Source organism: Robiginitalea sp. (genome assembly GCF_982776155.1).
The window spans coordinates 82,301-107,033 of the sequence record NZ_CEXZKX010000006.1 but is presented as its reverse complement, the minus strand read 5'-3'; the positions used below and the strand labels follow the sequence as shown (position 1 = coordinate 107,033).

The window sequence follows — 24,733 nt, the reverse complement described above, 5'->3', positions numbered from 1 at the left end:
ACTGGTTTTGGGCCGGGAACGTGCCGCATTTAATGCCGATTTAACATTCCCCCGGACGGGCGGAACTCCCTGCCCCCGCTTACGGTTTAAGGGCCCGGAGCATCTCCCGTTTGCCCGGCGGGCCCGGCAGTCGCTCCACGCGGAACCCCGAGGCGAGCATGGCCCGCCGTACACTGCCCTTGGCCGCATATGTCACCAGGCAACCGCCTTCCGACAGCGCTTCATACATGGATTGAAAAACCTTTTCGGTCCAGAGTTCCGGTTGCACCCGCGCCCCGAAGGCATCGAAGTAAACCAGGTCAAAGGCATCGCATGCAGAAAACTCCAGCAGGTTAGCCTGCAATTTTTGAATGGTAAAGGAAGGAGTGACGGGCGTCGGGGCTTCCCAGGGAGCCTCGTGGAGGCTTTTAAAAAGATTTCCCGCCTCCGGATCGTCGAACAGGCTCCCGTAGTCCAGCTCCTGCCATTCCTGCCGGGTAACCGGATAGGCCTCCAGGGCGGTGTATTCCAGCTGCAAGCCGCGACGGGGGGCCTCAAGCAGGCTCAACAGGGCATTCAGGCCGGTCCCGAAACCCATTTCAAGGATGCGCAAGGGTCGGGATGCGTACCGGGCGAGCCCGTTGGCGATAAAAACATGGAGAGACTCCTGCAGGGCACCGTGGAGCGAATGGTACTGCTCCTGCCACCCGGGAATTTGGATGGTACGGGAGCCGTCGGAAGTCCGGATGATGCGGCGTTCCACCTCAATGATAGATACGTACGCCTTCTGCTTCGAATCCAGGCTCCCGGGACACCCCCCGGATCAACCGGATTTCCTCCTCCGGTTTCCCTGCATCCGCCGCGAGGTGCCGGCGCTCTTCCTCAGAAACCTCCGAAATAAAGGCCACCCCGCTAACCACAACTTCCTGCCCGGCGATATCTTTCGGCACAAAGAAACCGTAGTCTTTAAACCGAACCATGACCGGTTCCCCTTCCGGCAGGGCAAGGCGCATCCAGCAACCCTTGGCCTGGCAAACGTCCACCACCCGGGCGCGGAAGACGGAACGCACGGAATCGCGGGCCTGCAGCCCGTCAAAAAGCCGGGCAGCTTCGGGGGCATCGTCCGCCCCGATCGCCCGGGCCTCAGCTATCGGGGCCCCGACGGCCAGAAAATCGGCCCCGGATTGGGTGAAAGCGCTCCCGGGCACCAGCAGTACGAGGAGCAAGGCGCAATACATATATGGATTTCTCATTGCCAGCAGGTTTTTATTTTCGACTCCAAAAGTCCGCAATTTCGGGCGAAAAAAGAAAGCACCCCTAAAGATATTTCCGTAATTTTACCACCTGAATCCCACGTTATGAGCATCACAATCAATGAGATCCCTGTAAAACGAGTTGATAAATCCCGACTGCCTGAGGTCGATTTTGACAATCTGGCATTCGGCAGCGTCTTTACCGACCACATGTTCCGCTGCACCTACCGGGAGGGCAGGTGGCAACAAGCCGAAGTCGTTCCCTACGGCCCCCTGACCCTCGACCCCGCTTCAAAAATCTTCCATTACGGACAAAGCGTTTTTGAGGGGATGAAGGCGTACAGGGATTCAGATGGCAAAGCCTGGCTGTTCCGCCCCGAGGAAAATCAGCGCCGGTTGAATATTTCTGCATCCCGGATGGCCATCCCGGAACTCCCCGACGGGTTGTTTATGGAAGGCCTCAAGGCCCTGTTGGAGGTAGATCGCGACTGGATTCCCGGCCAATCCGGCAGTTCGTTGTACATCCGGCCGTTTATCTTCGCCTCGGGGACGGGTTTTCACGCCTCCCCGGCCGACGCGTTCACATTTATCATCGCATGCGCCCCGTCCGGGTCGTATTTCTCCGGCAAGGTCAGCGTTAAGATCGAGGAAGCTTATTCCCGCGCAGCTGACGGGGGAACCGGGTTTGCCAAAGCCGGCGGAAATTACGCGGGGCAGTTCTACCCCACCCAACTGGCGGCAAGGGATGGATTCCAGCAGGTTATCTGGACGGACGACCACCGGCATGAATACATCGAAGAAGCCGGGGCGATGAATATTTTTGTGCGGATCGGGGATACGTTGATGACGGCCCCCACCAGCGACCGCATCCTCGACGGGATTACCCGGAAAAGCATCCTCCAGTTGGCGGAATCAGAAGGTATCCCGGTGGAAGTTCGCAAGATCAGGGTTGCAGAAGTAGTCGAAGCGTCGAAAAACGGTTCCCTTCGGGAAATGTTCGGTGCCGGGACGGCAGCAGTGGTCTCGCCGATCAGCAGTTTCGGCTACCGGGATGAACTCTTTGAACTGCCGGAACCGGAAGACAGCTACGCGGCGCATTTCAAGAAGCGTATCACGGATATCCAGTACAACCGGGCGGAAGATCCGTTTGGCTGGCGCTACCCGCTGGGGTAACCGCTTATTGGCCGGACCCGTTGAGAACCGCGGGGATGTCCGGGCTGAAATATCCGGGCCCCTTCAGGACTTTGCCGTCCTCGCGGTAAATCGGCTTCCCGTCCGCCCCCAACTTGCTCATGTTGCTTTGTTGGATCGCATCGAACACCTCCTCGATTTTCTCTTGCATGCCGTGCTCCAGGATGGTACCGCAAAGGATGTAGAGCATATCCCCCAGGGCGTCGGCTACTTCCACCAGGTCGCCGTTGGCGGCTGCCTCCAGGTATTCTTCGTTCTCTTCCTGCATGAGCCGGAAGCGGAGCAGGTTGGTTTCCTCCCCGAGGTCCGCCCGGGGCTCCTCCGATATGCCAAGCCCGAACGCCCGATGGAATTCGGCAACGGCATTTAGTTGGTGTTTCATCAATGAATGGGGTATTTGGATGGTTAATGAATGGAATTCGCGTAAATTTGCGCTAAAATTAACAAGATGTTCAGCCCCGGGCAAATGATCTTCGCCTCGCTCTTCTTCGTCGCTTTCGTCGGGGTTTTGATTGTGATGTACCGGCGCGACAGGAAATGGCTCCGGAAGCAATATAAAGGCACCATTTGGGTGCTTTTACTCTTTATCAGTTTCATAATCCTTTTGCTCCTTCTTAAGTATATCCTCAAAAATTAGGCACCCGCCGTGAGGGAATGACAAAAATATTTGTAATCCCGTCCAAATGAGGGATATGTTACGTATCATATAAGAAATCACGTACTTTTGCGTTATGTTACTAAATAACCTCGGCCAATGACATTATTTATTGCGATTATTTCGGGTCTCGTGTTGGTCAATGCGCTGTTGCTGATCTTCAGTTCGTCCGTTTCGGTCCGCCTGCGCAACCGGATGTCTGCCAGTGGCTCCGTGCCGGCTACCTTTAAGATCTATCCGCTGGAATCCGCGGATGCAGATTACCGCAAAGCGGTTTAATCCAAAGTTTTAGTAGTTTTAGGCCCGGACAGGGCCTGTTCCCTCTCCCGAATCTCCCCGATCGGGTTTTTTTATGAAACATTTATTATTGGTTTTTCTGGGCGGCGGCCTGGGTAGCGGCCTGCGTTTCCTGATAGGCAAATACCTCAACCCGGTAATTTCCGGGTTTTACCTGGGAACTTTCCTGGCAAACGTCATCGGGTGCCTCCTCATCGGGATGGTGCTCGGGGCCTCCCTGCGCAACCAATATGTAAACCCGGTGCAGAGCGCGCTGCTTGCTTCGGGTTTCTGCGGGGGTTTCACCACTTTTTCCTCTTTCAGCCTCGAACAATTCGGCCTGTTGCGCGACGGCAACTACCTCCCCTTCCTGTTTTATACCCTGGGCAGCCTGGTGGTGGGCTTGCTGGCTGTGGCGCTGGGATTCTGGCTTTCCCGCTGGTTCTGACCTTTTTATCCCGATAATTTTTTACACCTGTAACTTTTTCCCCGGTTTTTGATCGGCAGGTAACAATCCTGCCCTCAGGAACCGGTTTTTCATGCCCGCATGTCGCCGGAAAGGGGCATCTGCATCCCTTTTTCGTCAATACCATAAAATTTATCCTTCATAAAACATATCCCCCAATTTTTTGGGGGTCATTTTATCATAAACATAAAAATACACGCCTATACCCCTATAAAAGAGGGGGTATCTATGTTTTAATATATATTTGGCCCGATCAACAAAAACTTATACCCATGAAAAAAGTGGAAGCAATCATTCGAAAATCCAAATTTGATGAGGTCAAAAAGGCCCTCCATCAGATTGAGGTGAATTTCTTCAGTTATTGGGATGTAACCGGTGTCGGCAATGAAAAGCAAGGCCACGTTTACCGGGGCATCTCCTACAGCACGTCGGATATTCAGCGCAGATACCTAGTCGTAGTTGTGTCGGACGATTTCCTTGAGCGCACTGTGAGTACGCTTCTGGAAGCAGCGTATACCGGAAACGTCGGGGACGGCAAAATCTTCGTCTCGGACGTGGTGGAAGCCTACCGAATCAGAACAAAGGAAAACGGCCACGCCGGCATCAACTAATCTAACCAACCCAAAGAAATTTATTATGGATACAGGATTATTCACTGCAAACAACGTCTGGATGATGGTATGCACCGCCCTGGTGTTCTTCATGCATACCGGATTTGCCTTTCTGGAGATCGGATTGACGCGCCAGAAAAATACCATCAACATTCTCTTTAAAAACATTTTTATCATCACCGTCGGACTCCTGATGTACTACATCGGTGGCTTTAACCTGATGTATCCGGGCGAATTCAACGGATTCCTCGGGTTTGCCGGCTTTGGCCTGGAAACGGATGCCGCCGGCCTCACGCCGGAATACGCCGACGGGGGATACACCTACTGGACGGACTTCCTCTTCCAGGGCATGTTTGCCGCAACGGCGGCCACTATTGTGTCAGGGGCAGTTGCCGAACGGATCAAAATCGGACCCTTCATGGTCTTTACCATTATCTATGTAGGTCTGGTTTACCCGATTGTCGGTTCCTGGCAATGGGGCGGCGGGTTCCTCTCCACCCTGGGCGGGGACGATGCCGGATTCTACGACTTTGCCGGTTCTACCCTGGTACACTCCGTTGGGGGTTGGGGTGCCCTGATTGCCATCTGGCTGCTGGGCTCCAGAATCGGGAAATTCGATGAGGACGGGAAACCCAAGGCGATACCGGGCCACAATATTCCGCTGGCAACCGCGGGCGTCCTGGTACTCTGGTTGGGTTGGTTCGGGTTCAACGGCGGGTCCGTACTCTCCGGCGATCCGGCTCTGACCTCCCTGGTGCTCACCACCACCTCCCTGGCAGCCGCTGCCGGTGGCGTCAGCGCTTTTCTGGTCTCAACCCTCGCCTATAAGAATTACGACCTGACCATGTTCCTGAACGGAATCCTGGGCGGGCTCGTGGGAATCACCGCGGGGGCCGACCTGATGTCGCCCAATGAAGCCGTGGTTATCGGGCTGATTGCCGGGGCCATTATCGTAGGGGGTGTAGCCCTGATCGACCGGATCCGTCTCGACGACCCGGTGGGTGCCGTAACCGTCCACCTGATCTGCGGTATCTGGGGAACCCTGGCCGTTGGCATATTCGGCGACAAAGCCGGCATGGACCAGTTTCTGTACCAGCTCACCGGCGTGGGCGCTGCAGGCGTCTTCTGCATCGTCACGGCTGCCATCATCATCCTTGCCCTCAAGAAGACCGTGGGAATCCGCGTCTCCAGGGAAGAAGAACTCGAAGGACTGGATATCCACGAGCACGGCATGGACGCCTACTCGGACTTCCGTTTAAACCAACACTAATAGCTAAAAAGGAAAACGGAGCGTTTGGCAGAACGCTCCGTTTATAACCCATTTCCATTGCAATTGTAACTAACAATTTAAAACACTCCGATACCGGAGTATAATCTCTAGCAATATGAAACAGATTAACAACACAATTTACATAAAATTCCTGCTACTGGCAGCCGTCCTGTTTTCCTCTGCTCAGCTGAGCGCACAAGACGAAGAAGCAACCAGCTGGACCGACGGTTTTAGCCTGAGCGGTTCCGTTGACGCCTATTACCGGGCAAATCTCAACGGTCTGAACAAAGTCATGCTCGACGAAAACGGCGATGCGATCGCCTTCCCGTCGGCCCCGGGGAGTTCCTTTGCGAACGATACGGGATTTGCCATCGGGATGGCCAATGCCATCCTCTCCTACGAGCACGGTAACGTCGGGGCGGTTGCAGACCTGGTATTCGGCCCCCGTGGGGAAGACGCCGTCTTCAACTCCTTCGGATCGCCGGCCATCGTCAACCAGTTGTACGTATACTGGAACGTATCCGAATCCGTCACGCTGACCTTTGGTAATTTCAACACCTTCCTGGGGTACGAGGTAATCTCGCCGGTTGCGAACTTCAACTACAGTACCTCCTATATGTTCTCGTACGGCCCGTTCAGCCATACCGGCCTGAAAGCGGACTTTGCCCTGAGCGACGACGTATCCCTGATGCTGGCGGTTATGAACCCGACAGACTGGACGGAATTCGACCCGTTCGGCTCCCCTTCGTTTGGGGCGCAGCTGGGCTACGCCGGCCAGTTCCTGAACCTGCTCTACGGCAAGCAGGGATTCACCGAGTTCTTTGACACTACCACCGGGGAATTTGTGGATACAGACGCAAAGGCGCTCTTCCAGATAGACTACACCGGAGGCTTTGACCTTTCGGAGGATTTCTTCCTCGGGATCAACGCCACCTACCAGGATACGGACGGAACCGGGTTCTACGGCGTTGCCCTCTACCCGCAATACCAGACCTCCGAGAATTTCGCTATCGGCCTGCGGGGGGAATATTTCTCCGAAATGGAGAATTACGGAGCTATCGGAGCAGTTGCCCCGGATGCCAGCGTCATCGCCATTACCCTCACCGGTAGTGCGACCGTAGGAGACCACCTCATTATCAAGCCCGAGATCCGCTTTGACAGCGCCTCGGAAGACAGCGTCTATTTTGTAGACGGCGATCTGGAAATCGGCGACAGCCTCGCCTCTTTTGTCCTGGCAGCCGTCTATTCCTTCTGATCAATCGATTTTAACGCCGCCCATTTGTTTAGTTTGGTTAATGGTGAGGACCCCTGGCATTTGTGCCGGGGGTTCTCTTTTTTGGGGCACCCGTAGGAGAGTTTAAGGGACTCCGGGAAGGAAGTTTAAGTGGTGTCCGGCCGGGGCTATAAAGGGCAGAGCGCCCGGCCGGCGGTTGTGAGATTACGGCGATTGCCTCAAGGGGGCCTGTGATTTGCGATAGGCCCGGACCCCGGCATAGACCGGGATGTCCAGGTCGTTTACGCTTGGAACAATCGGACAGGAGTATTTCGGGTTGTAGGCGCAATACGGGTTGTAAGCCGTGTTGAAATCCAGCAGGATGGAATCCCCCGCCGGGATACGAAGGTCGATGTACCGGCCGCCCTCATAGGTTTCCTTTCCGTTGGTGGCATCCGTAAACGGGAGGAAAAGGTAATCCTCAAAGCCCTCCTGCATCATCAGGTCCGGGCTCTGGTATACTTCGAGTTCAAAAGGCCGTCCCTGCAATTCAAACCGCAGGATTCCATAGGTGCGCTCCAGGGCCATCCGGTCGGTGGTGGTCGGCATCTCAAACGGCAGGGCCCCGGGGGTCCGAACCAGTTGGGCCATCACCTGATAGGTGGTGTCCGGTTCAAAAAAATCGAGGCCAGGAAACCCACCGATCTGTTCCGGGGATAGCGGGCTTATTTCCGGGTCCCTGAATTCCCCATTGAGCTCTTCCTGAAAGGCGCGGATGGAAGCAAGCCCGCGAGATGCGGGTTCCGGGATATCTGCCGTAACGGATTCGTGGTAGCGCTTGCCGTCCCGGCAGGATTGCATTCCGCCCGCCAGCAACAACCCCCCAAGCACTATCAAGAGTAAGGATTTGTACGAATAACACATAGGTCTGAAAGGTTTGAAAGGGGGGAATTTCAATCCCTAAAAATAACGATTTCCAAAAAGCTACAGAGGTTTTTACCAAATTTCCCGGAAGCAGTTGCAGGTTGCATCCCCTGTCATTCATACCGTTTTATGCAGAAACACCGCCGGCTGATCCCGGGTGGGCAATGACTCTATCCGAAGCGGGGCCGGAGCATTCGTGACACAGCGGGGGAATCTGCAGCGCAGCCGGGGAATCTGCAGCGCAGCCGGGGAATTCCTAGCGCGGTCCGGGAATCCGCAGCGCGGTCCGGGAAACCGAAGCCGCCAACAGCTATTCCGGGATTTCGTATCGGGCTTCCTGCAGGTATTTTTCAACCAGGGCATTGAATTCTGGGCTGATACGCAGCAATGCCGTGTGTTCGAGATCGTACAATCGCTGCCGGTCTGCATACCCGGTCTTCAGCAATTCCTCCAGGTAGAAAAGGGCCGTCCCGAAATCGTCGTATTTGGAGGCAAGGGAAATAACCGTCAGGTAATTGGCGGGCACCTCCGGGTCGATCAGGGTTTTCAGCATATGCAGCAATACCAGCGCATCGTCATCGGGCTGTTCCCCCGCCGTCCGGGCAATCCGGATGTAGTCGTCGGCCAGGGCCCGGAGATAGCCTTCCAGCCGCAGTCCAAGGCGCTGGTCTTCGGGTGAAGCACCCGCTTTGTATTTGGCAATCGTCTCCAATTGGTGCCGCCACCAGCCCAGGTTGTCCAGGTTAAAATTGAGCACATCCTCTTCCAGGTAATAGGCGTAGTCCTGCCGGAGGATTTCCTCTTTAAGGGCGAGGTTGGCGGCTTCCCGTTTGCGGGTCCGATACGCGCTGGTCCGACGCAGGCTTCTCTGGGCATCCTTCAGGTCGCCGGTATCGGCCAGGCCGTCGAAGAGGTCGATGGCTTGTTCCAGCATGTTATAGGCTACCAGCACATCCCCCTGCTGCCGCATGACATCGGACCGGGAACGGTATCCCTGAAGTGTCTCCCGGACCAATACGCTGTCCGTAGGAATCACCCCGGCCTTAATCGCCAGCAGCGTTAAAGTGGCCACCCCGAGGCCCAACAGATCCTCGTCGGGCAGGCCCCCGGAACCGTTGTAGTATAGCTGGTGGTGATCCAGGCGTTTGCGGCTGAGCGGCTCTTCGGCAAGCCGCATATTCGGGTAGCGGTAATCCGAACGGCTGAGCAGGGCCACATAATCGAAGGGTTCCCGGGCATTGAGCAGTTCCGTATTGGGCGGCCCGGCCCCGGCAGTCAATACCCCGGATACGGCCCGGACCAGGTTGGGCATCAGGCTCGCGAACTCCCCCCCTTTCCCAATGCCTGCAGCGTAAAGGCGGTCTTTGTCCAGCGGGAGGATGCCGTGGAGGAATTCGAGGCTCCTTGCAAAGCGCAGCACCCCGTCGGTGAGTTGGGTACTATCGACCAGTTTTCGTGAGGCCGCCAGGATATATCCGTTCAGTTCGGCAGCCCCCTGGAAATATCGCAGGGCCCGGTTGGTATCCCCGGAAAAATCACATACAAATAATACGGGCCATGAGCCGGCAGGATCGAAATCCGAGGGGAGGTAAATACTCAAATCCTGCCCGATGGAATCGATGACCGGCAGGTTTTCATTGATGGCTCCTTTCTTGAGCCGGAGTTCCTGCGCCTGGGCCGTGAATGCAGACAGCAGCACGAGGAAAAGGAAGTACGATTTTTTCATAGCAACACCCAATCAAAAACCCCGCCAAAACAAGTTTCCATGCGCTTTAGCGGCCGGGCAGTAATGGGACATTTAAAGATAATCAAATATCCTTTTCTCCGCCACCAATGGGCGGAAGGTCCGAAATCCTGCGGATGGGCGCATTGGAGATCACCTCGGAGAGGATGATATGCGTCCGGGTCTCCCCGTACTGGATCAGCTGGTCAATAAAGCGCTCCAGGTGGAACTGATCCCTGAATACCACCTCCATGATGATGTTCTCGTTTCCGGTGATCCGGTAACAATTGATCACCTCTTCCAGGTTGCGTACCTGCTCCAGGAAGGGTTTGAGTTTTCCCATAAAAGCCCGGAGCATGATGATGGCCTTTAACTGGTAACCCACCCGGTTATGGGATACCTGGGTCCAATACCCTTCAATTACGCCGAGGTCTTCGAGTCGTTTGACCCGCTCCGCCACTGCCGGGGGCGTGAGCCCGATGGAACGGCCAATCCCGGCCAGGGAAGCGCGGGCATTTTTCTGCAGGGCTGCCAGGATATTCCAATGCAGCTTATCGAGTTTAATATTCAAGGTGTTTTTGTTTAAATACTTTAATTAATTAGGAAAAATAATACATTCCATTTAAATAATTAATTATATCCACTCAATTTCAGCGGTATCTTTATGGAAAATTGAAAGAGAAAATGTCCTACGAGCGCATCGCAAAATTGCCCGTTTATCGCCAGGCCGTGGCATTGCGGACCATGAGCCGCGAAATCGCCTCCTTTGTCACCCATAACAAGGATCTGCTCACACTCGGGAATTCAAACAGCCTGAGGGACCATATTGCCGATTCCCTGCTGACGGATGCCATCCTGATCCCCCAGCACATTGCACGGGCCGAGAATTCTTCTTCCCTGGCCATCCGGCAGCGAAGCGTACATTTTATCAATGTGATGACCCGGAACCTCTACGCATATTGCAAGGGGCTCGAAAAAGACGGGGTGCGGGAAAGGGAATACCTGGACTTGCTGCGCAAGGAGGTCAAGCGTTTCCGGCAGTCTTTCAAGAAATGGCGCAAGAGCGTCTCCTGAACCTACATATTCCGGCGGTACTGCCCGCCCACTTCAAACAACGCCCGGGTCACCTCACCGAGCGAACAGTATTTGCAGACTTCCATTAAAACGGCAAACAGGTTTTCATTCCGCACGGCGGCCTCCTTGAGCCGATCAAGCCAAACTGTAGCCTGTTCCCGGTGCTGTTTGCGGATGCGCTCCAGGGTTTCGATCTGGGCCTTTTTCTCCGCTTCTGTTGCCCGGATGACCTCCTTGGGGAGGATGGTGGGCGACCCCTTGGAACTCAGGAAGGTATTTACCCCGATAATCGGGTATTCCCCGCTGTGCTTCAGGGTCTCGTAATGCAGGCTTTCCTCCTGGATTCGGGAACGCTGGTACATGGTTTCCATGGCCCCGAGCACCCCTCCCCTTTCGGTAATCCGGTCAAACTCAGCCAGCACGGCCTCCTCGACCAGGTCGGTGAGTTCCTCGATGATAAAGCTGCCCTGGAGCGGGTTCTCGTTTTTGGCCAGGCCGAGTTCCTTGTTGATGATGAGCTGGATGGCCATTGCGCGCCGCACGGATTCCTCGGTTGGGGTGGTGATGGCCTCGTCGTAGGCATTTGTATGCAGGGAGTTGCAATTGTCGTAAATGGCATAGAGGGCCTGCAGCGTGGTACGGATATCGTTAAAATCGATTTCCTGGGCGTGCAGGCTCCTGCCGGAGGTCTGGATATGGTATTTGAGCATCTGTGCCCGGGGTCCCGCACCGTATTTTTCCTTCATCGCCTTGGCCCAGATCCGCCGGGCCACCCGGCCGATCACCGCGTATTCCGGGTCGATGCCGTTGGAGAAGAAAAAGGAGAGGTTCGGCCCGAACCGGTCGATGTCCATCCCCCGGCTCAGGTAGTATTCCACATAGGTAAAACCGTTGGCCAGGGTAAAGGCGAGCTGGGTGATCGGGTTGGCCCCTGCCTCGGCGATATGGTAGCCCGAAATAGACACCGAATAGAAGTTCCGCACCTCGTTTTCGATGAAATATTCCTGTACGTCCCCCATGAGCCGCAGGGCAAATTCAGTTGAAAATATACAGGTGTTCTGCGCCTGGTCCTCCTTGAGGATATCCGCCTGGACGGTCCCCCGGACTGAACGCAGCGTCTCGCTGCGGATCCGGCTGTACACATCGTCCGGCAGCACGTCGGCCCCGGTAAGCCCCAGGAGCCGGAGCCCCAGCCCGTCGTTTCCTTCGGGCAATTCCCCCCGGTATTCCGGTCGATCGACGCCCTTTTCCTTAAAGTAAGCCGCAATCCGCGCTTCCACTTCTTTTTCGAGGCCGTTCTCCGCAATGTACTTTTCGCAGTTCTGGTCGATGGCCGCGTTCAGGAAGAAGGCCAGCAGCATCGGGGCGGGCCCGTTGATGGTCATACTCACCGAAGTCATCGGGTCGCTCAGGTCAAAGCCGCTGTAGAGTTTCTTTGCGTCGTCCAGACAGCAGACGGACACCCCTGCATTCCCGATCTTCCCGTAGATATCCGGACGGTGCCCGGGATCATTCCCGTACAGGGTCACCGAGTCAAAAGCAGTGGACAGACGCTTGGCGGGCATATCGAGGCTGACATAGTGAAAACGCCGGTTGGTGCGTTCCGGCCCGCCTTCGCCGGCAAACATCCGGGTGGGGTCCTCCCCTTTCCGCTTAAAGGGATACAGGCCGGCTGTATACGGATAGCGCCCCGGTACGTTTTCCCGGAGCTGCCACTGCAGCACATCCCCCCAAGCCCGATAGGCCGGCAGCGCAACCTTGGGAATCTTTAAATGGGAGAGCGATTCCGTATGGGTCTCCATGGTGAGCTCCCTGCCGCGGACCTTAAAACGGTATTCGGGCTCCCGATAGCGTTGTTTGAGCGCTTGCCATCCCAGCAGGAGGTCCCAGTTATGCGGGTCCAGGTCCTTCCGGAGATTTTCAAAGGCTTCCGCGAGCGCGTCGAGGGCTTGCCTGCGGGAAGCCGGGATGTCGGCGTTCTCCGCCACCTTCTCCAACTCCCCGGCCTGTAATCCATCCTTCCCCAGCAAGGGCATGTCGCCGTCGGCACCTGCAACGCCCGCCAGGGTACACATTGCCCGGTAGAGGCCGTAGAGCTCATCGGCAACCCGAGCCTGCTGCTGTGCCTGGTGTTCATAGGCCCGGTTGGCCTCGGCAATTTCCGAGAGGTAGCGGGTACGGGCAGGCGGGATGATATAGATCTTCTCCGGTTCTTCCTGTTCCGGGGCATGCGACCCTGTGGCCCATCCCGCACCGGCCTCCCCGAGTTGTTGCATGACCGCTGCGTAGAGGCGGTTCATCCCCGGGTCGTTGAACTGGGACGCGATGGTGCCGTAAACGGGCAGGTCCGAATCGCCGGGTTCCCAGATGCCGTGGTTCCGCTTGTACTGTTTCTTCACGTCCCGGAGCGCGTCCTGCGCCCCCCGTTTGTCGAATTTGTTGATGGCCACCAGGTCAGCAAAATCGAGCATGTCGATCTTTTCCAACTGGGTGGCCGCCCCGAATTCAGGGGTCATGACATAGAGGGATACGTCCGAGTGCTCCAGGATCTCCGTATCCGACTGGCCGATGCCCGAGGTTTCGAGAATCACCAGGTCAAAACCGGCTGCCCGGAGCACGGAAACCGCTTCACCCACGTGTTTGGACAGGGCGAGGTTCGACTGGCGGGTAGCCAAAGAGCGCATGTAGACATTCGGGTGGTGAATGGCATTCATCCGGATCCGGTCGCCCAGGAGGGCGCCCCCCGTTTTGCGTTTGGAAGGGTCTACCGAAATAATCCCGACGGTCCGCTCCGGGAATTCGGAGAGGAACCTCCGTACCAATTCGTCTACCAGGCTGCTCTTACCCGCGCCGCCCGTACCCGTGATCCCGAGAACGGGAACCGGGTTCAGGGTCTGCGGCAGTTCCCCCGCCAAGGAGGAATAGGCCTCCGGACGGTTCTCCGCCAGGCTGATCATCCGGGCAATGACGCGCGGATCCCTGGCAGCCAGTGCCTTTTTAAGGGGTTGCTCCTCCGGCATGGGGATTTCGGCCACTGCGAAATCGGAGGAAGCCACCAGGTCGTTGATCATGCCCTGCAGGCCCAGTTCCCGGCCGTCGTCCGGGGAGTAAATGCGCGTAATTCCGTAATCCATCAATTCCCGGATCTCCTCCGGCAGGATGACGCCCCCACCCCCGCCGAAGATGCGGATATGTCCCGCTCCCTTCTCCCGCAGCAGGTCGTGCATATAGCGGAAATATTCGTTGTGGCCGCCCTGGTAGGAGGTCATGGCAATCGCATTGGCGTCTTCCTGGATGGCGCAATCCACCACCTCGGCAACGCTGCGGTCGTGCCCCAGGTGGATCACCTCCACCCCGGTTGCCTGGATAATCCGGCGCATAATATTGATGGCCGCATCGTGCCCGTCGAACAGGGAGGCCGCCGTGACGATCCGGATTTTGTGGGTCGGTTTATAGGGTTTTGAAGCTTCCATAGATTTCCAGCTGGTATTCGATACACTATTGCCGAATTGCCAGTGAAAGGCAGGTTCGGTTTCGGATTTTACAAAAATAAGAAGGGAATTCCCAACCCTGTTAATAATCTTTTATTTTTACCCAAATTCCAAATGGCATGATCGCCACGATCCTTATCCACTGCCCGGACCAGCCGGGCATTATACATTCAGTCACCGGGTTTATCCACAAGCGCGGGGGCAATGTCGTCTACCTGGACCAGCATGTGGAAAAGGAAGACCGGGTATTCTTTATGAGGCTGCAGGCGGATTTCCGCCAGGACACCTGGGAGGAGCCGTCTTTCCGGGAAGCATTCGGCAAGGGCCCGGCCACTACCTACGCAATGGAGTGGAGGCTGTACCTGGAAGACCGGAGCCGGATGGCCCTGTTCGTTTCCAAATACAACCACTGCCTCTACGACCTGCTCAGCCGGTACGAGGCCGGCGAACTGAATGCCACCATCCCCTTTATCCTGAGCAACCACCCGGATTGCGAACCGATTGCGCGGCAATTCAATATTCCCTACTACTGCGTCCCCGTAACCCCGGAATCCCGGGAAAAGGCCGAAGCCAGGCAATTGGAACTGCTCCGGGAGCACCAGGTAGACTGCATTGTACTGGCGCGCTACATGCAGATTATCGGGCCGTCCCTGATCGCGGCCTACCCGAACCGGATCCTGAACATCCACCATTCCTTCCTCCCCGCCTTTGCAGGTGCCAAACCCTACCACGCCGCCTTTGCCAGGGGGGTAAAAATCATCGGTGCCACCAGTCATTACGTTACGGAGGAACTGGACGAAGGCCCCATCATTGCCCAGGACGTCACGCCGGTTTCCCACATGCACACGGTTTCTGATTTTATCGCCAAAGGGCGGGATCTGGAAAAAATCGTGCTGGCACGGGCCGTTCAGCTCCACCTGCATCGCAAAACGCTCGTCTACAACAATAAAACGGTGATCTTTGCCTGATGCCATTGGGAATTCCTGCCCGGACCAGCCCAATAATTCACCTCCGCAAGCGTTTAACAAGATACCCCCTAACCGGCGGTATCATCAATAGAGTTCACCATGATAAAAAAAACGCTGCTTTCCCTAATCCTGATTGCGTCGGTTTCCTGCGGGGAACTCCAGCAGGTCATCGACCAGTTGCCGGACGGGGAGGGGATTTCCGAGGCCGAAATAGGCCAGGGCCTGCGGCAGGCCCTGAACCAGGGAATTGAGAACCAGGTTACCCGCCTCGCCCGGGAAAACGGGTTTTACGGGAATGAGGCGGTCCGCATTCTCCTGCCGGAACAACTGCAGAAGGTAGACCGGACCCTGCGCAGCATCGGTCTGGGGAACCTGGCGGACGAGGGCCTGTTACTCCTTAACCGGGCCGCGGAGGATGCCGTAGGACGGGCCACCCCCATTTTTGTGGATGCCATTTCCGGGATATCCTTTGCGGATGCCCGGCAAATCCTCCTGGGCGATGATGACGCAGCCACCCGATACCTCGAGGGGCGGACGGCAACCTCCCTGTATAATTCCTTTAACCCGGTGATCCGCGAATCGTTTGAGCGGGTAGGCGCCGACAGGGTCTGGGAACAGCTGATAACCCGCTACAACAACATCCCCCTGGTAGACCGCGTCAATCCCGACCTGTCCGATTATGTAACACAGCAGGCCCTTGAAGGCGTGTTCCTGATGATCGAGCAAGAAGAATCCGAGATCCGGTCCAGCATCTCCTCCAGGACCACGGTCCTGATGAAAAGGGTATTTGCCCTGCAGGACGGTTTCGGTACCGGGCAATAGCTTTGGCCCGGGTTATACAAGAGCTTTGGTCCGGGTTATACAATAGCTTTGGCCCGGGTTATACATGATCCGAAGTATTGCCGGTGCAGTCCCGAAAAATTTTAACAACCTGTATACTAAATCCTTGCACGCACCCGTTAGTTTATATAGAGGGAGTGCAATTCTTTAACAGCTTTTTACGATTCCTCCGGGTATGGTAAGAAATGACAACGAGTCTTGCGCAACAACATTTTTTGAGTTAGTATTTTTGAGTTAGTTAGTTTAGAAAGCCCCGGGGTTACGCAGCCCCGGGGTTTTTTAATGCCCGCTTCCAGCGTGCGGCACACCTCACCTACCCCGTTATAAATTGCTCAAGTACAGGGGTAAAAGTTGATCGGGGCTTACCTCTTTTAATAAAATTTTAAGAATTCGCCTGTTAATAAATACTAACTTCAAAGTGCTAATTCATCAATCAATCAAATGAGGCGAATCGTTTTAATGATCATCCTTGCTGTTTGCGGGTTTCAGGGTTATCCTACCGACCCTATCGACTTAAACGCCTATTCGATACCCGAAACGCTATTCCTCCAACAGTCAGACACCGTCTTATCCGGGGCGGAACAGGAACGCACCCTACGGGAAACCGTGCGTTTCTACGAAACGGCCCTTGCCGGCAATGCTGCAGCAGACAGCACCCGGGCGTTGCGGCACCTCGCGTTCAGCTATGCCCAGTTGGAAGAGGCCGGTAAGGCTGCGGAATACCTGCGGAAATACCTCCACAGCGAGTTCCGGCCGGCCGTCCTGGGAAGCGTATTTTTTGACCCGGTTCGGGAAAGTCCCGAGTTTCGGCGGGTACAGGAAACGTATACCCCCCGGCTGAGTGCCTGGACATTTATCTACCTGTATGTGGGGCTGATTGGCTTTTATATCGCCGCCATCCTGTTCCTGCACAGGCGCATCGACCAAACGGCCCGGTTGCTGGTCGGCAGTTTTGTCTTCATTCATTCGGTATTTATCCTGCACATCTGCCTGGTCATATCCAACTACCAATTTGAATTCCCCCACAGCTACCTGATGTCCACAGGGTTTTCCTTCCTGTACGGCCCCCTGCTCTACATGTACTTCAAAAGGACCACCCAGAATTACCGTTTCCGGCCCGCCGACCTGTTGCACCTGCTTCCCACCGTGCTCCTCCTGCTCCTGCTGATCCCCATTTACAACCAGTCCGGCGGCGAGAAACTCGGTCTGATGCTGTATCGGGTCCGCAACGGGATCAACCCCTCAGACTCTGCCAACCTGGTCCTGATCGTATCGGCCAAACTCGGTTCCCTGATGTTATACGGCTGGCTGATCCGGCGGGAATTCATTCGAAAACTCCGGCGGGAGTCCGAACCCGGCCTGAAGACCCGCTGGATGCGCAATATCTACCGGATCCACGTCGCCTATATTGTATGTTATGCCATCTACGGTACACTGATCATTTACCAGGAAACCCCTGGCGGCCTGCTCTACCACGCCCAGGTCCTGGCCATGTCGCTGATGGTGCTCTATGTGGGGTATTTTGCCAGCCTCCGACCCCAGGTATTCAGCCTGGGCCTTTCCCTGGACAAGCCGATCTTCGGCAAATACAAGAAATCCGGGCTCACCGAAAGCCTTTCCTGCGAGCTCCGGGACAAACTCCTGATACTCTTTGACCGGGATGAAATCTATCGAGAAAACGACCTGAACCTGGAGACGCTGGCCGAGCGAATGGAAACCACCCGCCACAATGCTTCGCAGGTAATCAATGAGCACTTCCGGCTGAGTTTCCACGAACTGGTCAACAAATACCGGATTGAACAGGCCAAGCAACTCCTCCGCACCGACTACCAGGGCAACCTGAATATCATCGACATTGCCTACGAGGTGGGCTACAACAACAAGGTCACTTTCAACAAGGCGTTTAAAAAGGATACGCAACTCACGCCCAGCCAGTACCAGGCCCAACGCCGGGAACTCCATGTAAAGGAGGCGTAAACTTTCTTCGGCTTCCGTAAACGTTTATAAGGATTACCCCTGTTTATCGCGCTTCCGGCTACTTTGGCCGGAAATGTGTACGTAAGGCTGCCATCCCTGGGAACTTTTGAAGCCTTTACTCGGACCTTTTCGTATTGGGCACATTTTGGATTACGTCAGTCAATTTTCCTCAGGAGGCAGCCGCGCGTACTTCTTAAAAGCGCAACTATGAAATACAAGAACCATTTGTGTTGCCTGGCGGCCCTTCTGACCCTTTTCCAGCTGCAGGCACAAGACCAGAAAACAATCAGCGGTACCATTACGGACCAGGACAACATCCCCCTCCCGGGGGTCAACATTCTGGTGGACGGCACGGACCGGGGTACCCAATCGGACTTTGACGGGAATTACCAGATCGCCGCAGCGGAAGGCGACGTATTGGTATTTTCCTACCTGGGTCAGCAGACCGTCCGCCGCACGGTTGGCGCATCCGGCGTCATGAATGTGACCATGCAGGAGGACGCCCAGGCCCTGGAGGAGGTAGTCGTAATCGGTTACGGAAACCAGGAAGAGCGGAAAATTATCCAGAATGTCGGCATTGTCAAGGAAGAAGCCATCGAGAACCTGCAGGTCACCTCGGCCGACCAGCTGTTGCAGGGGCAATCGGCGGGTACGCAGATCGTCAACTCCTCCGGGGTGCTCGGGTCGGCCTCGGTCATCCGCGTGCGTGGGGTCAATTCCATTAACTCGGGGAGCCAGCCGCTCATTGTGATCGACGGGGTACCCATTACAGACACCGAGACCAACACGCTGCAGCGCGGCGGGAATACGGGCGTTAACCCGCTTTCTTACGTAAACCCGAATGACATCGCCTCCCTGACCGTCCTGAAGGATGCCGGGGCAACCTCTATCTACGGGTCGCGGGGTGCAAATGGCGTCATCCTGATTACCACCAAGAAGGGCCGCAAAAACCAGCAGGCAACCGTTACCCTGGATATCAGCACGCAATACACCCGGGCTACAGACGTGCCGGAAATCCTCTCGGCCGACGAATTCCGCCTGTTTAAATCGGAGGTGGCCAGTATCCAGCAGGGCACTGAGATAACACCGGAGGATTTGGGCCTCGGGGCCATCGGGTCCGGGGGCACGGACTGGCTCGCCGGGGTACAGCGGACCGGCATTTCCCAGCGGTACAACCTGGGCATCCGGGGAGGCACGGAAAACACCACTTATTTTATCGGCCTGGATTTCCAGGATGCCGAGGGGTTTATCATCGGGAACGACCAGCAGCGGGCTGGTGCCCGGATCAACCTGGAAACCGAGGTATCCGAGTGGCTGACTGCCGGGATGAACCTCGGGATTACGAATAACCGGCTGAACCGGGTTGGGGTTGAGAACAACACCTTCGCCCCCTTTACCACGGCTTTCCTGCAAAGCCCGGTGGTGGAGGCCTATGACAGCGAGGGGAATTTTGCCCAGTCCGGGTCCTTCATACCGAACATCTTCGCGATTGTGGCATTGGATACGGACGAGCTGAAAACCTTCCGGACCATTGGGAATTTTTATGCGGAAATCACCCCCTTCAGGAACCTGACCTACCGGGCGGAATTCGGAGTCGACAAACTGGAACTGGAAGAATTCCTCCGCAGCGCGGAATTCAATACACCCGGGGGCGTGGCCCAGCAGATTAATGTGGCCGAAGACCGCTGGCTCACCAACCAGACGCTGACCTATGCGAATACCTTCGGGGAATCGCACAACCTCACCGCACTGGTGGGCCTCAATTACGAGGAAACCCTGAACACGCGGACGAATGTTTCAGCCACCGGGTTCCTCTCGGACGACCTGCGCAACCTCGGGTCCGGATCTACCCCCACCGTCCTGAACGGGGACCGGAACCCGAACCGCCTTTACGGGCTCTTTTCGCGCGTCTCCTATGACTACGCCGGAAAATACCTGGTGGAAGGTTCCATCCGCCGGGACGGGTCCTCCCGATTCGGGGCGAACAACCGGTACGGGTATTTCTGGTCGGCCGCTGCCGGCTGGGTCCTTTCCTCAGAAAACTTCATGGAAGACGCCACCTGGCTCGACTACCTCTCCCTCCGGGCCAGTATCGGTACGGTGGGGAACGACCGGCTGGGCTCCTTCCCGTCGCTGGGCCTCTTCAACGCCGGGGCCATCGCCGACTACAACGGCGAGTCCGGAGTCATCCCGAACCAACCCGAAAACCCGGACCTGAAATGGGAGGAGAGCGAGACCATCGACGTCGGTTTTAAATCCGCCCTTTTCGGCGGCCGCCTGAACCTGAATGTGTCCTATTTCAAGAAAACCACCAGCGACCTGCTGTTGAACCAGGTGCTGCCTCCCCAGACCGGGTTTGCCACCATCAGCCGGAATATCGGCGAAATGGAAAACAGCGGGTGGGAATTTGAACTGAGTACGGTCAATGTGCGGACGGAGGATTTTGAATGGCGGACCAACCTGAACCTGGCTACCATCGACAACCAGGTACTCAGGTTGAACGAAGACGCCGCCACCGACCCCCAGGGCCGGCGGATCATCGACGGCCCGATCCAACGCGCCATCGAAGGGGAATCCCTCAACAATTTCTACCTGATTCGCTATGTGGGGGTCAACCCCCAGACGGGGGACGCCGAATGGCTGGACGCCGACGGCAACATCACCACCACCCCGGGCACGGACGACCGGGTGGTAACAGGCAGCCCGCTACCGGACTTCTCGGGCGGTATTACGAATACCTTCCGGTTCTTTGACTTCGACCTGTCTGTACTGATGAACTATTCCTACGGAAACGACATCGTCATCGACGGCCTGCGGTTTGCAGATGGGAACGACGCCATCGGGGGGATTGTAAACATCCGGCGGCAAAACCTGAATTTCTGGCGGGAACCCGGCGACAACGCCTACCTGCCGAGCCCGACAAGCCCGACATTCAACCTGTTCAACCAGCGGTCGTCCCAGCAGCAACTGGACGGCTCCTACCTGCGGCTCAAGAACATTACCCTGGGGTACAACCTGCCGCAACGGGCGCTGGACCAGATCGGAAATATCTTCAGCGGGGTCCGGTTCTACTTCACGGGCACCAACCTGTTCACCATCAAGGGAGACGAACTCGAAGGGATTGACCCGGAGGTGACGGACGATATCGACCCGCTTTTCCAGGGAGAATCCTTCTTTACAGCGCCCCAGTCCAAATCCTATTTGTTCGGCGCAAGACTTCAATTCTAAAAAAACATACTATGAAATCTATCAAGATACTCGCATTACTACTCGGAATCGGCCTGCTCTTCAGTTGTGAAGACCGGCTGGATGTGGTGCCTGAGGACCAGGTAGCCTCCAATACCGTATTCAACAGCCTGGCCACTATCAACGGAACGGTTGTAGGGATCTACAGCAAAAACCAGAGCGGGGACCTCAACGGGATGGCCCAGTTGATGGGGGATTTTATGGCGGACGACGTCAACTTCGTCGGAAGTTTCCCCTCTTTACAGGAAATCGACGAGTTCCAGACCCTGGCCACCAACACCTCTATCGACAATATCTGGCTGGACGGGTATGAACTGATCGGGGCCGCCAACAACGTGATTCAAAACCTGCCGCCCGTGACGGATATTACCGGGCTTGACGAGGCCACAAAAGCGCAGTTTGTGGCCGAAGCCAAATTCCTGCGGGCGGTAACCTATCTGAAACTGGTGAACCTGTTTGCCCAGCCCTACCAGTTTGCACAGGGAAGCAACCTGGGGGTCCCCCTGGTACTCCAGCCGTTCGAAGGCGGGGATATTTCAGCCTTCCAGCAGGAGCGGTCTTCGGTGAATGAAGTCCACGCCCAGATTGAACAGGACCTGCTAGAGGCCATCCCGGACCTCCCGGCCGAAAACGGGGTGCGGGCGGAATCCGGAGCCGCCATGGCGCTGCTGGCGCGGCTCTATCTCTACCGGGAACAATGGTCCCAGGCGGCCGAGATGGCCAACCAGGTGATCGGCTCGGGGAACTACGCCCTGGCAGGCACCTATGACTTCTACGACGACAACCCGGGATCTTCGGAGCATATTTTTGTGGTAGTAAACACCCCGACGGACGGGCCGCAGGAGGCCGCCGGGTCGGACGAAGTGTACGTGAACTTTTACAACCCGGCTCCCGGCGGGCGGGGTGACGCCCCCTTCAGCCAGGATTTGCTGGACGCCTTTGCAGCGGAGCCCGGGGATCTCCGGTTTACCACGCTGTCGCAGGCGGCTACCGATGCCGGGGGCAATGACACCTTTTTTACGCTGAAATATCCGGACGTGGTTAACAACGCCTCGGACGGCATGGTCCTGCGCATCACGGAGATGTACCTGATCCGGGCCGAAGCGAACCTGCGGGGCGGGACCTCCATCGGGGCAACCCCCCTGGAGGATATCAACCTGTTGCGCGACCGGGCGGGCCTCGGGCCGCTGGGGACCGTAGACCTGGACGCCATCCTGAACGAGCGGCGGAAGGAACTGTGCTTTGAAGGGCATCGTCGGATGGATCTGTTGCGCAATAACCGGAATCTGCGTCCCGGGGGAGGCCCCGAGTCCGAGCCCGGGGCAAATAAGGTGATTTTCCCGATTGTTGAGGATGAAACCACAAACAATCCGAATATCACCCAAAACCCAGGTAATTTCTGATTCTGGTTATTCCAACGCGGTTGTCCGTTGCGTCAACCGGGAAATCCGCGCTTTTTTGCGCGGATTTCTTTTATCCCGGCCATTGTATATCCGGGCCATTGTAAACCCGGCGTAAAAATAGGTCGGATGGGTAAAGGTTTATAAGTATTACCCGGAAACAGAAAGATCCGGGCTTTCTTTGAAGTAGTTTAAAACATATAAAGCCTGGCGGCTCCGAGGTCCATACTCCCTAAAAACATTTCTGTCTCATTTTTTAGTGTAGTATTTGAATTAGCTATCTGACACTCGGGGCCGCCATTTTATTATTGGAACTGCCACCCTTAAACTGCACCCCCCTTAAACGACAGCCCTGCTTATTCTGCTCGACGGTAAATCCCGTCAAAAAGCGTCTGCACGACCTCCCCGCCTTCCAACACTTGCCAGTGCTGCCGGACGGTTCCGTCCTCCCGGGGCGTCCAGGTAATCCGGTTGACCCGGTCTTTGCCGGAAGAGAGCCGGACGGGTTCGGAAGCCAGCACCATGGCACCATCCTCCGGCCCGCCGCGCAGTTTGAGCACATACCCGGAATTATCGACCCAAAGCTGTTCCCAGGCCTCATCCCCGGAGTTGTAGTAATTCAGGCTGGTTCCGGTTGTGCCATTCCCGGCGGTTTCCCAGTGCTCCTGCAATACGCACCCCCCCTGTATTCTCTCGATCCGGTTGGTCCCCAAAACGGATCCGTCCGGTCCGGTTACCTCCCACTCCCCGATCCAGAAATCGAAGGCACGGTGCATCTCGGTGCAGCAATTGCAGGAAGAGTCAGGTGGGTTCTCCTGTCCCCGGGCGGTTACCAGGGGCATCAGGGCCATTAAAAAACATCCAACAGTTATTCGGATTCCTTTCATAATATATCGCGCTTTCCCTAAAGATACAAAACCCGCAGAGCCCTCGGTGAAGTCCAACCGGCAGGGCCCATTCCGTACGGGCGATTCCCGAAATCGGCCGGAACGGCCCCGTTTTGTGAATAAATCGATAGGTGAACGTTAAAAAATAGACAAATGACCTGATTAATAGTTAAATACCTCCTAAGCCCGAAATCCATGCGCCGGATTTCACCGTATATTTGAAAGGAACTGATGGCTATGGAAAATCAATATTGCAAAGTAGGCGCAATCACCCCTGTGGCAGAAGACCACCAGGGCATCCACATGTTGGAATACCAGTACAATAATTTTGTCCGCAAGGCGGCCGAAGCGGCCCAGTCGGATGCGAACCTCCGGGAATTCTTTGAACTGAAAGCGAAGAAGATCCAGCGGATGCTGCAGAGCCTTATCTGAGCTTCCCGCTTCTCATACCGGCAATCCGCAGGGGTCAGTCCCCGGCGAGAATTTTTGCCATCTGCTCCCTTATGGACGCAGCCTGCTCCGCAGCGCGTTCCGCAAAATCCGGCCCGTTCCCCGCATAGATAATCCCCCTGGAGGAATTCACCAGCAGGCCCACCTGCCCGTTCATCCCATATTTGCAGACATCTTCAAGGCTCCCGCCCTGGGCGCCCACCCCCGGTATCAGCAGGAAATGATCCGGCACCCGCTTGCGGATGGCTGCCAGGTACTCGGCTTTGGTAGCACCTACCACAAACATCAGGCGTTCGGAACCCGCATATTCGAGGCTGGCAGATAACACCTTTTCATACAGGGCTTCGCCGCCGAATGTCCCCGTCTGGAAGTCAAAGGCACCCGGGTTGGACGTAAGGGCCAGCAAAATCACAAATTTATCCTCGAATGCCAGGAAGGGCTCCACCGAATCCCGGCCCATATACGGGGCCACGGTGAGGGCGTCAAAATCCATTTCTTCGTAAAACGCCTTCGCATACCGCGTGGAGGTATTGCCGATATCCCCTCGCTTGGCATCCGCAATCGTAAAATGCTCCGGACAGGTGGCATTCAGGTACCCGATGGTCCGCTCCAGCGACTGCCATCCGCGGGCCCCGTAGGCCTCGTAAAAGGCAGTATTCGGCTTATAGGCAACGCAGTAATCGCGGGTGGCGTCGATAATGGCTTTGTTGAAGGCAAAGATCGGGTCTTCTTCCTGGAGGAGGTGCCGCGGGATCTTGTCCAAATCGGTGTCCAGGCCCACACAGAGAAAGGACTGTTTCTCCCGGATGTGGCTGGTTAGCTGTTCTGTGGTCATCGTT

Annotated in this window: 22 protein-coding genes; 13 read left to right on the top strand and 9 right to left on the bottom strand. The window is 56.1% G+C overall.

Annotation, left to right across the window (positions count from 1 at the left end):
• Positions 1 to 79: 79 nt before the first annotated feature.
• Together mnmC2 and AC3DKS_RS11535 are read right to left on the bottom strand one after the other, a co-directional pair.
• The gene (gene mnmC2, locus AC3DKS_RS11540) at positions 80 to 742 is read right to left on the bottom strand and encodes a tRNA (5-methylaminomethyl-2-thiouridine)(34)-methyltransferase MnmC2 (RefSeq protein ID WP_015754205.1); all 663 of its coding nucleotides are present in this window, start codon (positions 740 to 742) and stop codon (positions 80 to 82) included.
• Position 743: 1 nt separating this feature from the next.
• Complete coding sequence (locus AC3DKS_RS11535) at positions 744 to 1,232, bottom strand: DUF4920 domain-containing protein (RefSeq protein WP_148214317.1); 489 nt, start codon at positions 1,230 to 1,232, stop codon at positions 744 to 746.
• A gap of 105 nt (positions 1,233 to 1,337) precedes the next feature.
• Between AC3DKS_RS11535 and AC3DKS_RS11530 the strand changes: the two genes are divergently transcribed.
• Complete coding sequence (locus tag AC3DKS_RS11530; protein ID WP_015754203.1) at positions 1,338 to 2,405, top strand: branched-chain amino acid aminotransferase; 1,068 nt, start codon at positions 1,338 to 1,340, stop codon at positions 2,403 to 2,405.
• A 4-nt stretch (positions 2,406 to 2,409) separates the two neighbouring features.
• Here AC3DKS_RS11530 and AC3DKS_RS11525 read toward each other — a convergent pair whose 3' ends face one another.
• The gene (locus AC3DKS_RS11525) at positions 2,410 to 2,805 is read right to left on the bottom strand and encodes a pyrophosphohydrolase domain-containing protein (protein ID WP_015754202.1); all 396 of its coding nucleotides are present in this window, start codon (positions 2,803 to 2,805) and stop codon (positions 2,410 to 2,412) included.
• Positions 2,806 to 3,177: 372 nt separating this feature from the next.
• Between AC3DKS_RS11525 and AC3DKS_RS11520 the strand changes: the two genes are divergently transcribed.
• The 5 genes from AC3DKS_RS11520 to AC3DKS_RS11500 all read left to right on the top strand — a co-directional run bounded on the left by AC3DKS_RS11520 (position 3,178) and on the right by AC3DKS_RS11500 (position 6,956).
• Positions 3,178 to 3,357, top strand: a complete 180-nt coding sequence (locus AC3DKS_RS11520; protein WP_272607952.1) for a hypothetical protein — start codon at positions 3,178 to 3,180, stop codon at positions 3,355 to 3,357.
• A gap of 73 nt (positions 3,358 to 3,430) precedes the next feature.
• Complete coding sequence (gene crcB / locus AC3DKS_RS11515; protein ID WP_015754199.1) at positions 3,431 to 3,802, top strand: fluoride efflux transporter CrcB; 372 nt, start codon at positions 3,431 to 3,433, stop codon at positions 3,800 to 3,802.
• 290 nt (positions 3,803 to 4,092) lie between these two features.
• Positions 4,093 to 4,431 carry a P-II family nitrogen regulator gene (locus tag AC3DKS_RS11510; RefSeq protein WP_015754197.1) on the top strand — a complete coding sequence of 113 codons (339 nt, stop codon included), beginning with the start codon at positions 4,093 to 4,095 and terminating at the stop codon, positions 4,429 to 4,431.
• 25 nt (positions 4,432 to 4,456) lie between these two features.
• Positions 4,457 to 5,701, top strand: a complete 1,245-nt coding sequence (locus AC3DKS_RS11505) for an ammonium transporter (RefSeq protein WP_272607951.1) — start codon at positions 4,457 to 4,459, stop codon at positions 5,699 to 5,701.
• Positions 5,702 to 5,816: 115 nt separating this feature from the next.
• Positions 5,817 to 6,956: a porin gene (locus AC3DKS_RS11500; RefSeq protein ID WP_015754195.1), complete on the top strand. Its 1,140-nt coding sequence runs from the start codon at positions 5,817 to 5,819 to the stop codon at positions 6,954 to 6,956.
• A 183-nt stretch (positions 6,957 to 7,139) separates the two neighbouring features.
• On the opposite strand, the gene AC3DKS_RS11495 is transcribed toward AC3DKS_RS11500, so the two are convergent.
• From AC3DKS_RS11495 to AC3DKS_RS11485, 3 genes are all read right to left on the bottom strand, one after another.
• On the bottom strand, positions 7,140 to 7,805 hold the full coding sequence (locus AC3DKS_RS11495; RefSeq protein WP_238528116.1) for a DUF1684 domain-containing protein: 666 nt from the start codon (positions 7,803 to 7,805) through the stop codon (positions 7,140 to 7,142).
• A gap of 343 nt (positions 7,806 to 8,148) precedes the next feature.
• A complete protein-coding gene (locus AC3DKS_RS11490; protein WP_015754193.1) occupies positions 8,149 to 9,564 on the bottom strand; it encodes a hypothetical protein in 1,416 nt (471 codons plus the stop codon).
• An 82-nt stretch (positions 9,565 to 9,646) separates the two neighbouring features.
• Positions 9,647 to 10,132, bottom strand: a complete 486-nt coding sequence (locus tag AC3DKS_RS11485; RefSeq protein WP_015754192.1) for an Lrp/AsnC family transcriptional regulator — start codon at positions 10,130 to 10,132, stop codon at positions 9,647 to 9,649.
• Positions 10,133 to 10,245: 113 nt separating this feature from the next.
• Between AC3DKS_RS11485 and AC3DKS_RS11480 the strand changes: the two genes are divergently transcribed.
• Positions 10,246 to 10,635 carry a hypothetical protein gene (locus tag AC3DKS_RS11480; protein WP_272607950.1) on the top strand — a complete coding sequence of 130 codons (390 nt, stop codon included), beginning with the start codon at positions 10,246 to 10,248 and terminating at the stop codon, positions 10,633 to 10,635.
• Positions 10,636 to 10,637: 2 nt separating this feature from the next.
• Here the strand turns inward: AC3DKS_RS11480 and AC3DKS_RS11475 are convergent, their stop codons facing one another.
• Positions 10,638 to 14,108: a methylmalonyl-CoA mutase family protein gene (locus tag AC3DKS_RS11475; RefSeq protein ID WP_272607949.1), complete on the bottom strand. Its 3,471-nt coding sequence runs from the start codon at positions 14,106 to 14,108 to the stop codon at positions 10,638 to 10,640.
• 137 nt (positions 14,109 to 14,245) lie between these two features.
• On the opposite strand from AC3DKS_RS11475, the gene purU reads away from it, so the two are divergent.
• From purU to AC3DKS_RS11450, 5 genes are all read left to right on the top strand, one after another.
• Positions 14,246 to 15,094 (top strand): formyltetrahydrofolate deformylase, encoded by an 849-nt coding sequence (gene purU / locus AC3DKS_RS11470; protein WP_272607948.1) that lies wholly within the window; start codon positions 14,246 to 14,248, stop codon positions 15,092 to 15,094.
• A gap of 99 nt (positions 15,095 to 15,193) precedes the next feature.
• The gene (locus tag AC3DKS_RS11465) at positions 15,194 to 15,916 is read left to right on the top strand and encodes a DUF4197 domain-containing protein (RefSeq protein ID WP_272607947.1); all 723 of its coding nucleotides are present in this window, start codon (positions 15,194 to 15,196) and stop codon (positions 15,914 to 15,916) included.
• Between the two features lie 477 nt (positions 15,917 to 16,393).
• Complete coding sequence (locus AC3DKS_RS11460; protein WP_272607946.1) at positions 16,394 to 17,911, top strand: helix-turn-helix domain-containing protein; 1,518 nt, start codon at positions 16,394 to 16,396, stop codon at positions 17,909 to 17,911.
• A gap of 207 nt (positions 17,912 to 18,118) precedes the next feature.
• Positions 18,119 to 21,139 (top strand): SusC/RagA family TonB-linked outer membrane protein, encoded by a 3,021-nt coding sequence (locus tag AC3DKS_RS11455; protein ID WP_272607945.1) that lies wholly within the window; start codon positions 18,119 to 18,121, stop codon positions 21,137 to 21,139.
• Between the two features lie 11 nt (positions 21,140 to 21,150).
• Positions 21,151 to 22,560: a RagB/SusD family nutrient uptake outer membrane protein gene (locus tag AC3DKS_RS11450; protein ID WP_272607944.1), complete on the top strand. Its 1,410-nt coding sequence runs from the start codon at positions 21,151 to 21,153 to the stop codon at positions 22,558 to 22,560.
• Positions 22,561 to 22,913: 353 nt separating this feature from the next.
• On the opposite strand, the gene AC3DKS_RS11445 is transcribed toward AC3DKS_RS11450, so the two are convergent.
• Entirely contained in the window at positions 22,914 to 23,444 is a 531-nt protein-coding gene (locus AC3DKS_RS11445) for a hypothetical protein (protein WP_041327071.1), read from the bottom strand.
• A 237-nt stretch (positions 23,445 to 23,681) separates the two neighbouring features.
• Here AC3DKS_RS11445 and AC3DKS_RS11440 point away from each other — a divergent pair, with 237 nt between their 5' ends.
• Entirely contained in the window at positions 23,682 to 23,876 is a 195-nt protein-coding gene (locus tag AC3DKS_RS11440) for a hypothetical protein (RefSeq protein WP_015754183.1), read from the top strand.
• A 34-nt stretch (positions 23,877 to 23,910) separates the two neighbouring features.
• On the opposite strand, the gene pyrF is transcribed toward AC3DKS_RS11440, so the two are convergent.
• On the bottom strand, positions 23,911 to 24,729 hold the full coding sequence (gene pyrF, locus AC3DKS_RS11435) for an orotidine-5'-phosphate decarboxylase (RefSeq protein WP_015754182.1): 819 nt from the start codon (positions 24,727 to 24,729) through the stop codon (positions 23,911 to 23,913).
• Positions 24,730 to 24,733 lie beyond the last annotated feature (4 nt).

Excerpts from the sequence above, each read along its gene's own strand:
- AC3DKS_RS11535 (WP_148214317.1), bottom strand. The coding sequence starts at position 1,232 with ATGAGAAATCCATATATGTATTGCGCCTTGCTCCTCGTACTGCTGGTG.
- AC3DKS_RS11530 (WP_015754203.1), top strand. The coding sequence starts at position 1,338 with ATGAGCATCACAATCAATGAGATCCCTGTAAAACGAGTTGATAAATCC.
- AC3DKS_RS11525 (WP_015754202.1), bottom strand. The coding sequence starts at position 2,805 with ATGAAACACCAACTAAATGCCGTTGCCGAATTCCATCGGGCGTTCGGG.
- AC3DKS_RS11520 (WP_272607952.1), top strand. The coding sequence starts at position 3,178 with ATGACATTATTTATTGCGATTATTTCGGGTCTCGTGTTGGTCAATGCG.
- crcB (WP_015754199.1), top strand. The coding sequence starts at position 3,431 with ATGAAACATTTATTATTGGTTTTTCTGGGCGGCGGCCTGGGTAGCGGC.
- AC3DKS_RS11510 (WP_015754197.1), top strand. The coding sequence starts at position 4,093 with ATGAAAAAAGTGGAAGCAATCATTCGAAAATCCAAATTTGATGAGGTC.
- AC3DKS_RS11505 (WP_272607951.1), top strand. The coding sequence starts at position 4,457 with ATGGATACAGGATTATTCACTGCAAACAACGTCTGGATGATGGTATGC.
- AC3DKS_RS11500 (WP_015754195.1), top strand. The coding sequence starts at position 5,817 with ATGAAACAGATTAACAACACAATTTACATAAAATTCCTGCTACTGGCA.
- AC3DKS_RS11490 (WP_015754193.1), bottom strand. The coding sequence starts at position 9,564 with ATGAAAAAATCGTACTTCCTTTTCCTCGTGCTGCTGTCTGCATTCACG.
- AC3DKS_RS11480 (WP_272607950.1), top strand. The coding sequence starts at position 10,246 with ATGTCCTACGAGCGCATCGCAAAATTGCCCGTTTATCGCCAGGCCGTG.
- AC3DKS_RS11475 (WP_272607949.1), bottom strand. The coding sequence starts at position 14,108 with ATGGAAGCTTCAAAACCCTATAAACCGACCCACAAAATCCGGATCGTC.
- purU (WP_272607948.1), top strand. The coding sequence starts at position 14,246 with ATGATCGCCACGATCCTTATCCACTGCCCGGACCAGCCGGGCATTATA.
- AC3DKS_RS11465 (WP_272607947.1), top strand. The coding sequence starts at position 15,194 with ATGATAAAAAAAACGCTGCTTTCCCTAATCCTGATTGCGTCGGTTTCC.
- AC3DKS_RS11460 (WP_272607946.1), top strand. The coding sequence starts at position 16,394 with ATGATCATCCTTGCTGTTTGCGGGTTTCAGGGTTATCCTACCGACCCT.
- AC3DKS_RS11455 (WP_272607945.1), top strand. The coding sequence starts at position 18,119 with ATGAAATACAAGAACCATTTGTGTTGCCTGGCGGCCCTTCTGACCCTT.
- AC3DKS_RS11450 (WP_272607944.1), top strand. The coding sequence starts at position 21,151 with ATGAAATCTATCAAGATACTCGCATTACTACTCGGAATCGGCCTGCTC.
- AC3DKS_RS11445 (WP_041327071.1), bottom strand. The coding sequence starts at position 23,444 with ATGAAAGGAATCCGAATAACTGTTGGATGTTTTTTAATGGCCCTGATG.
- AC3DKS_RS11440 (WP_015754183.1), top strand. The coding sequence starts at position 23,682 with ATGGAAAATCAATATTGCAAAGTAGGCGCAATCACCCCTGTGGCAGAA.
- pyrF (WP_015754182.1), bottom strand. The coding sequence starts at position 24,729 with ATGACCACAGAACAGCTAACCAGCCACATCCGGGAGAAACAGTCCTTT.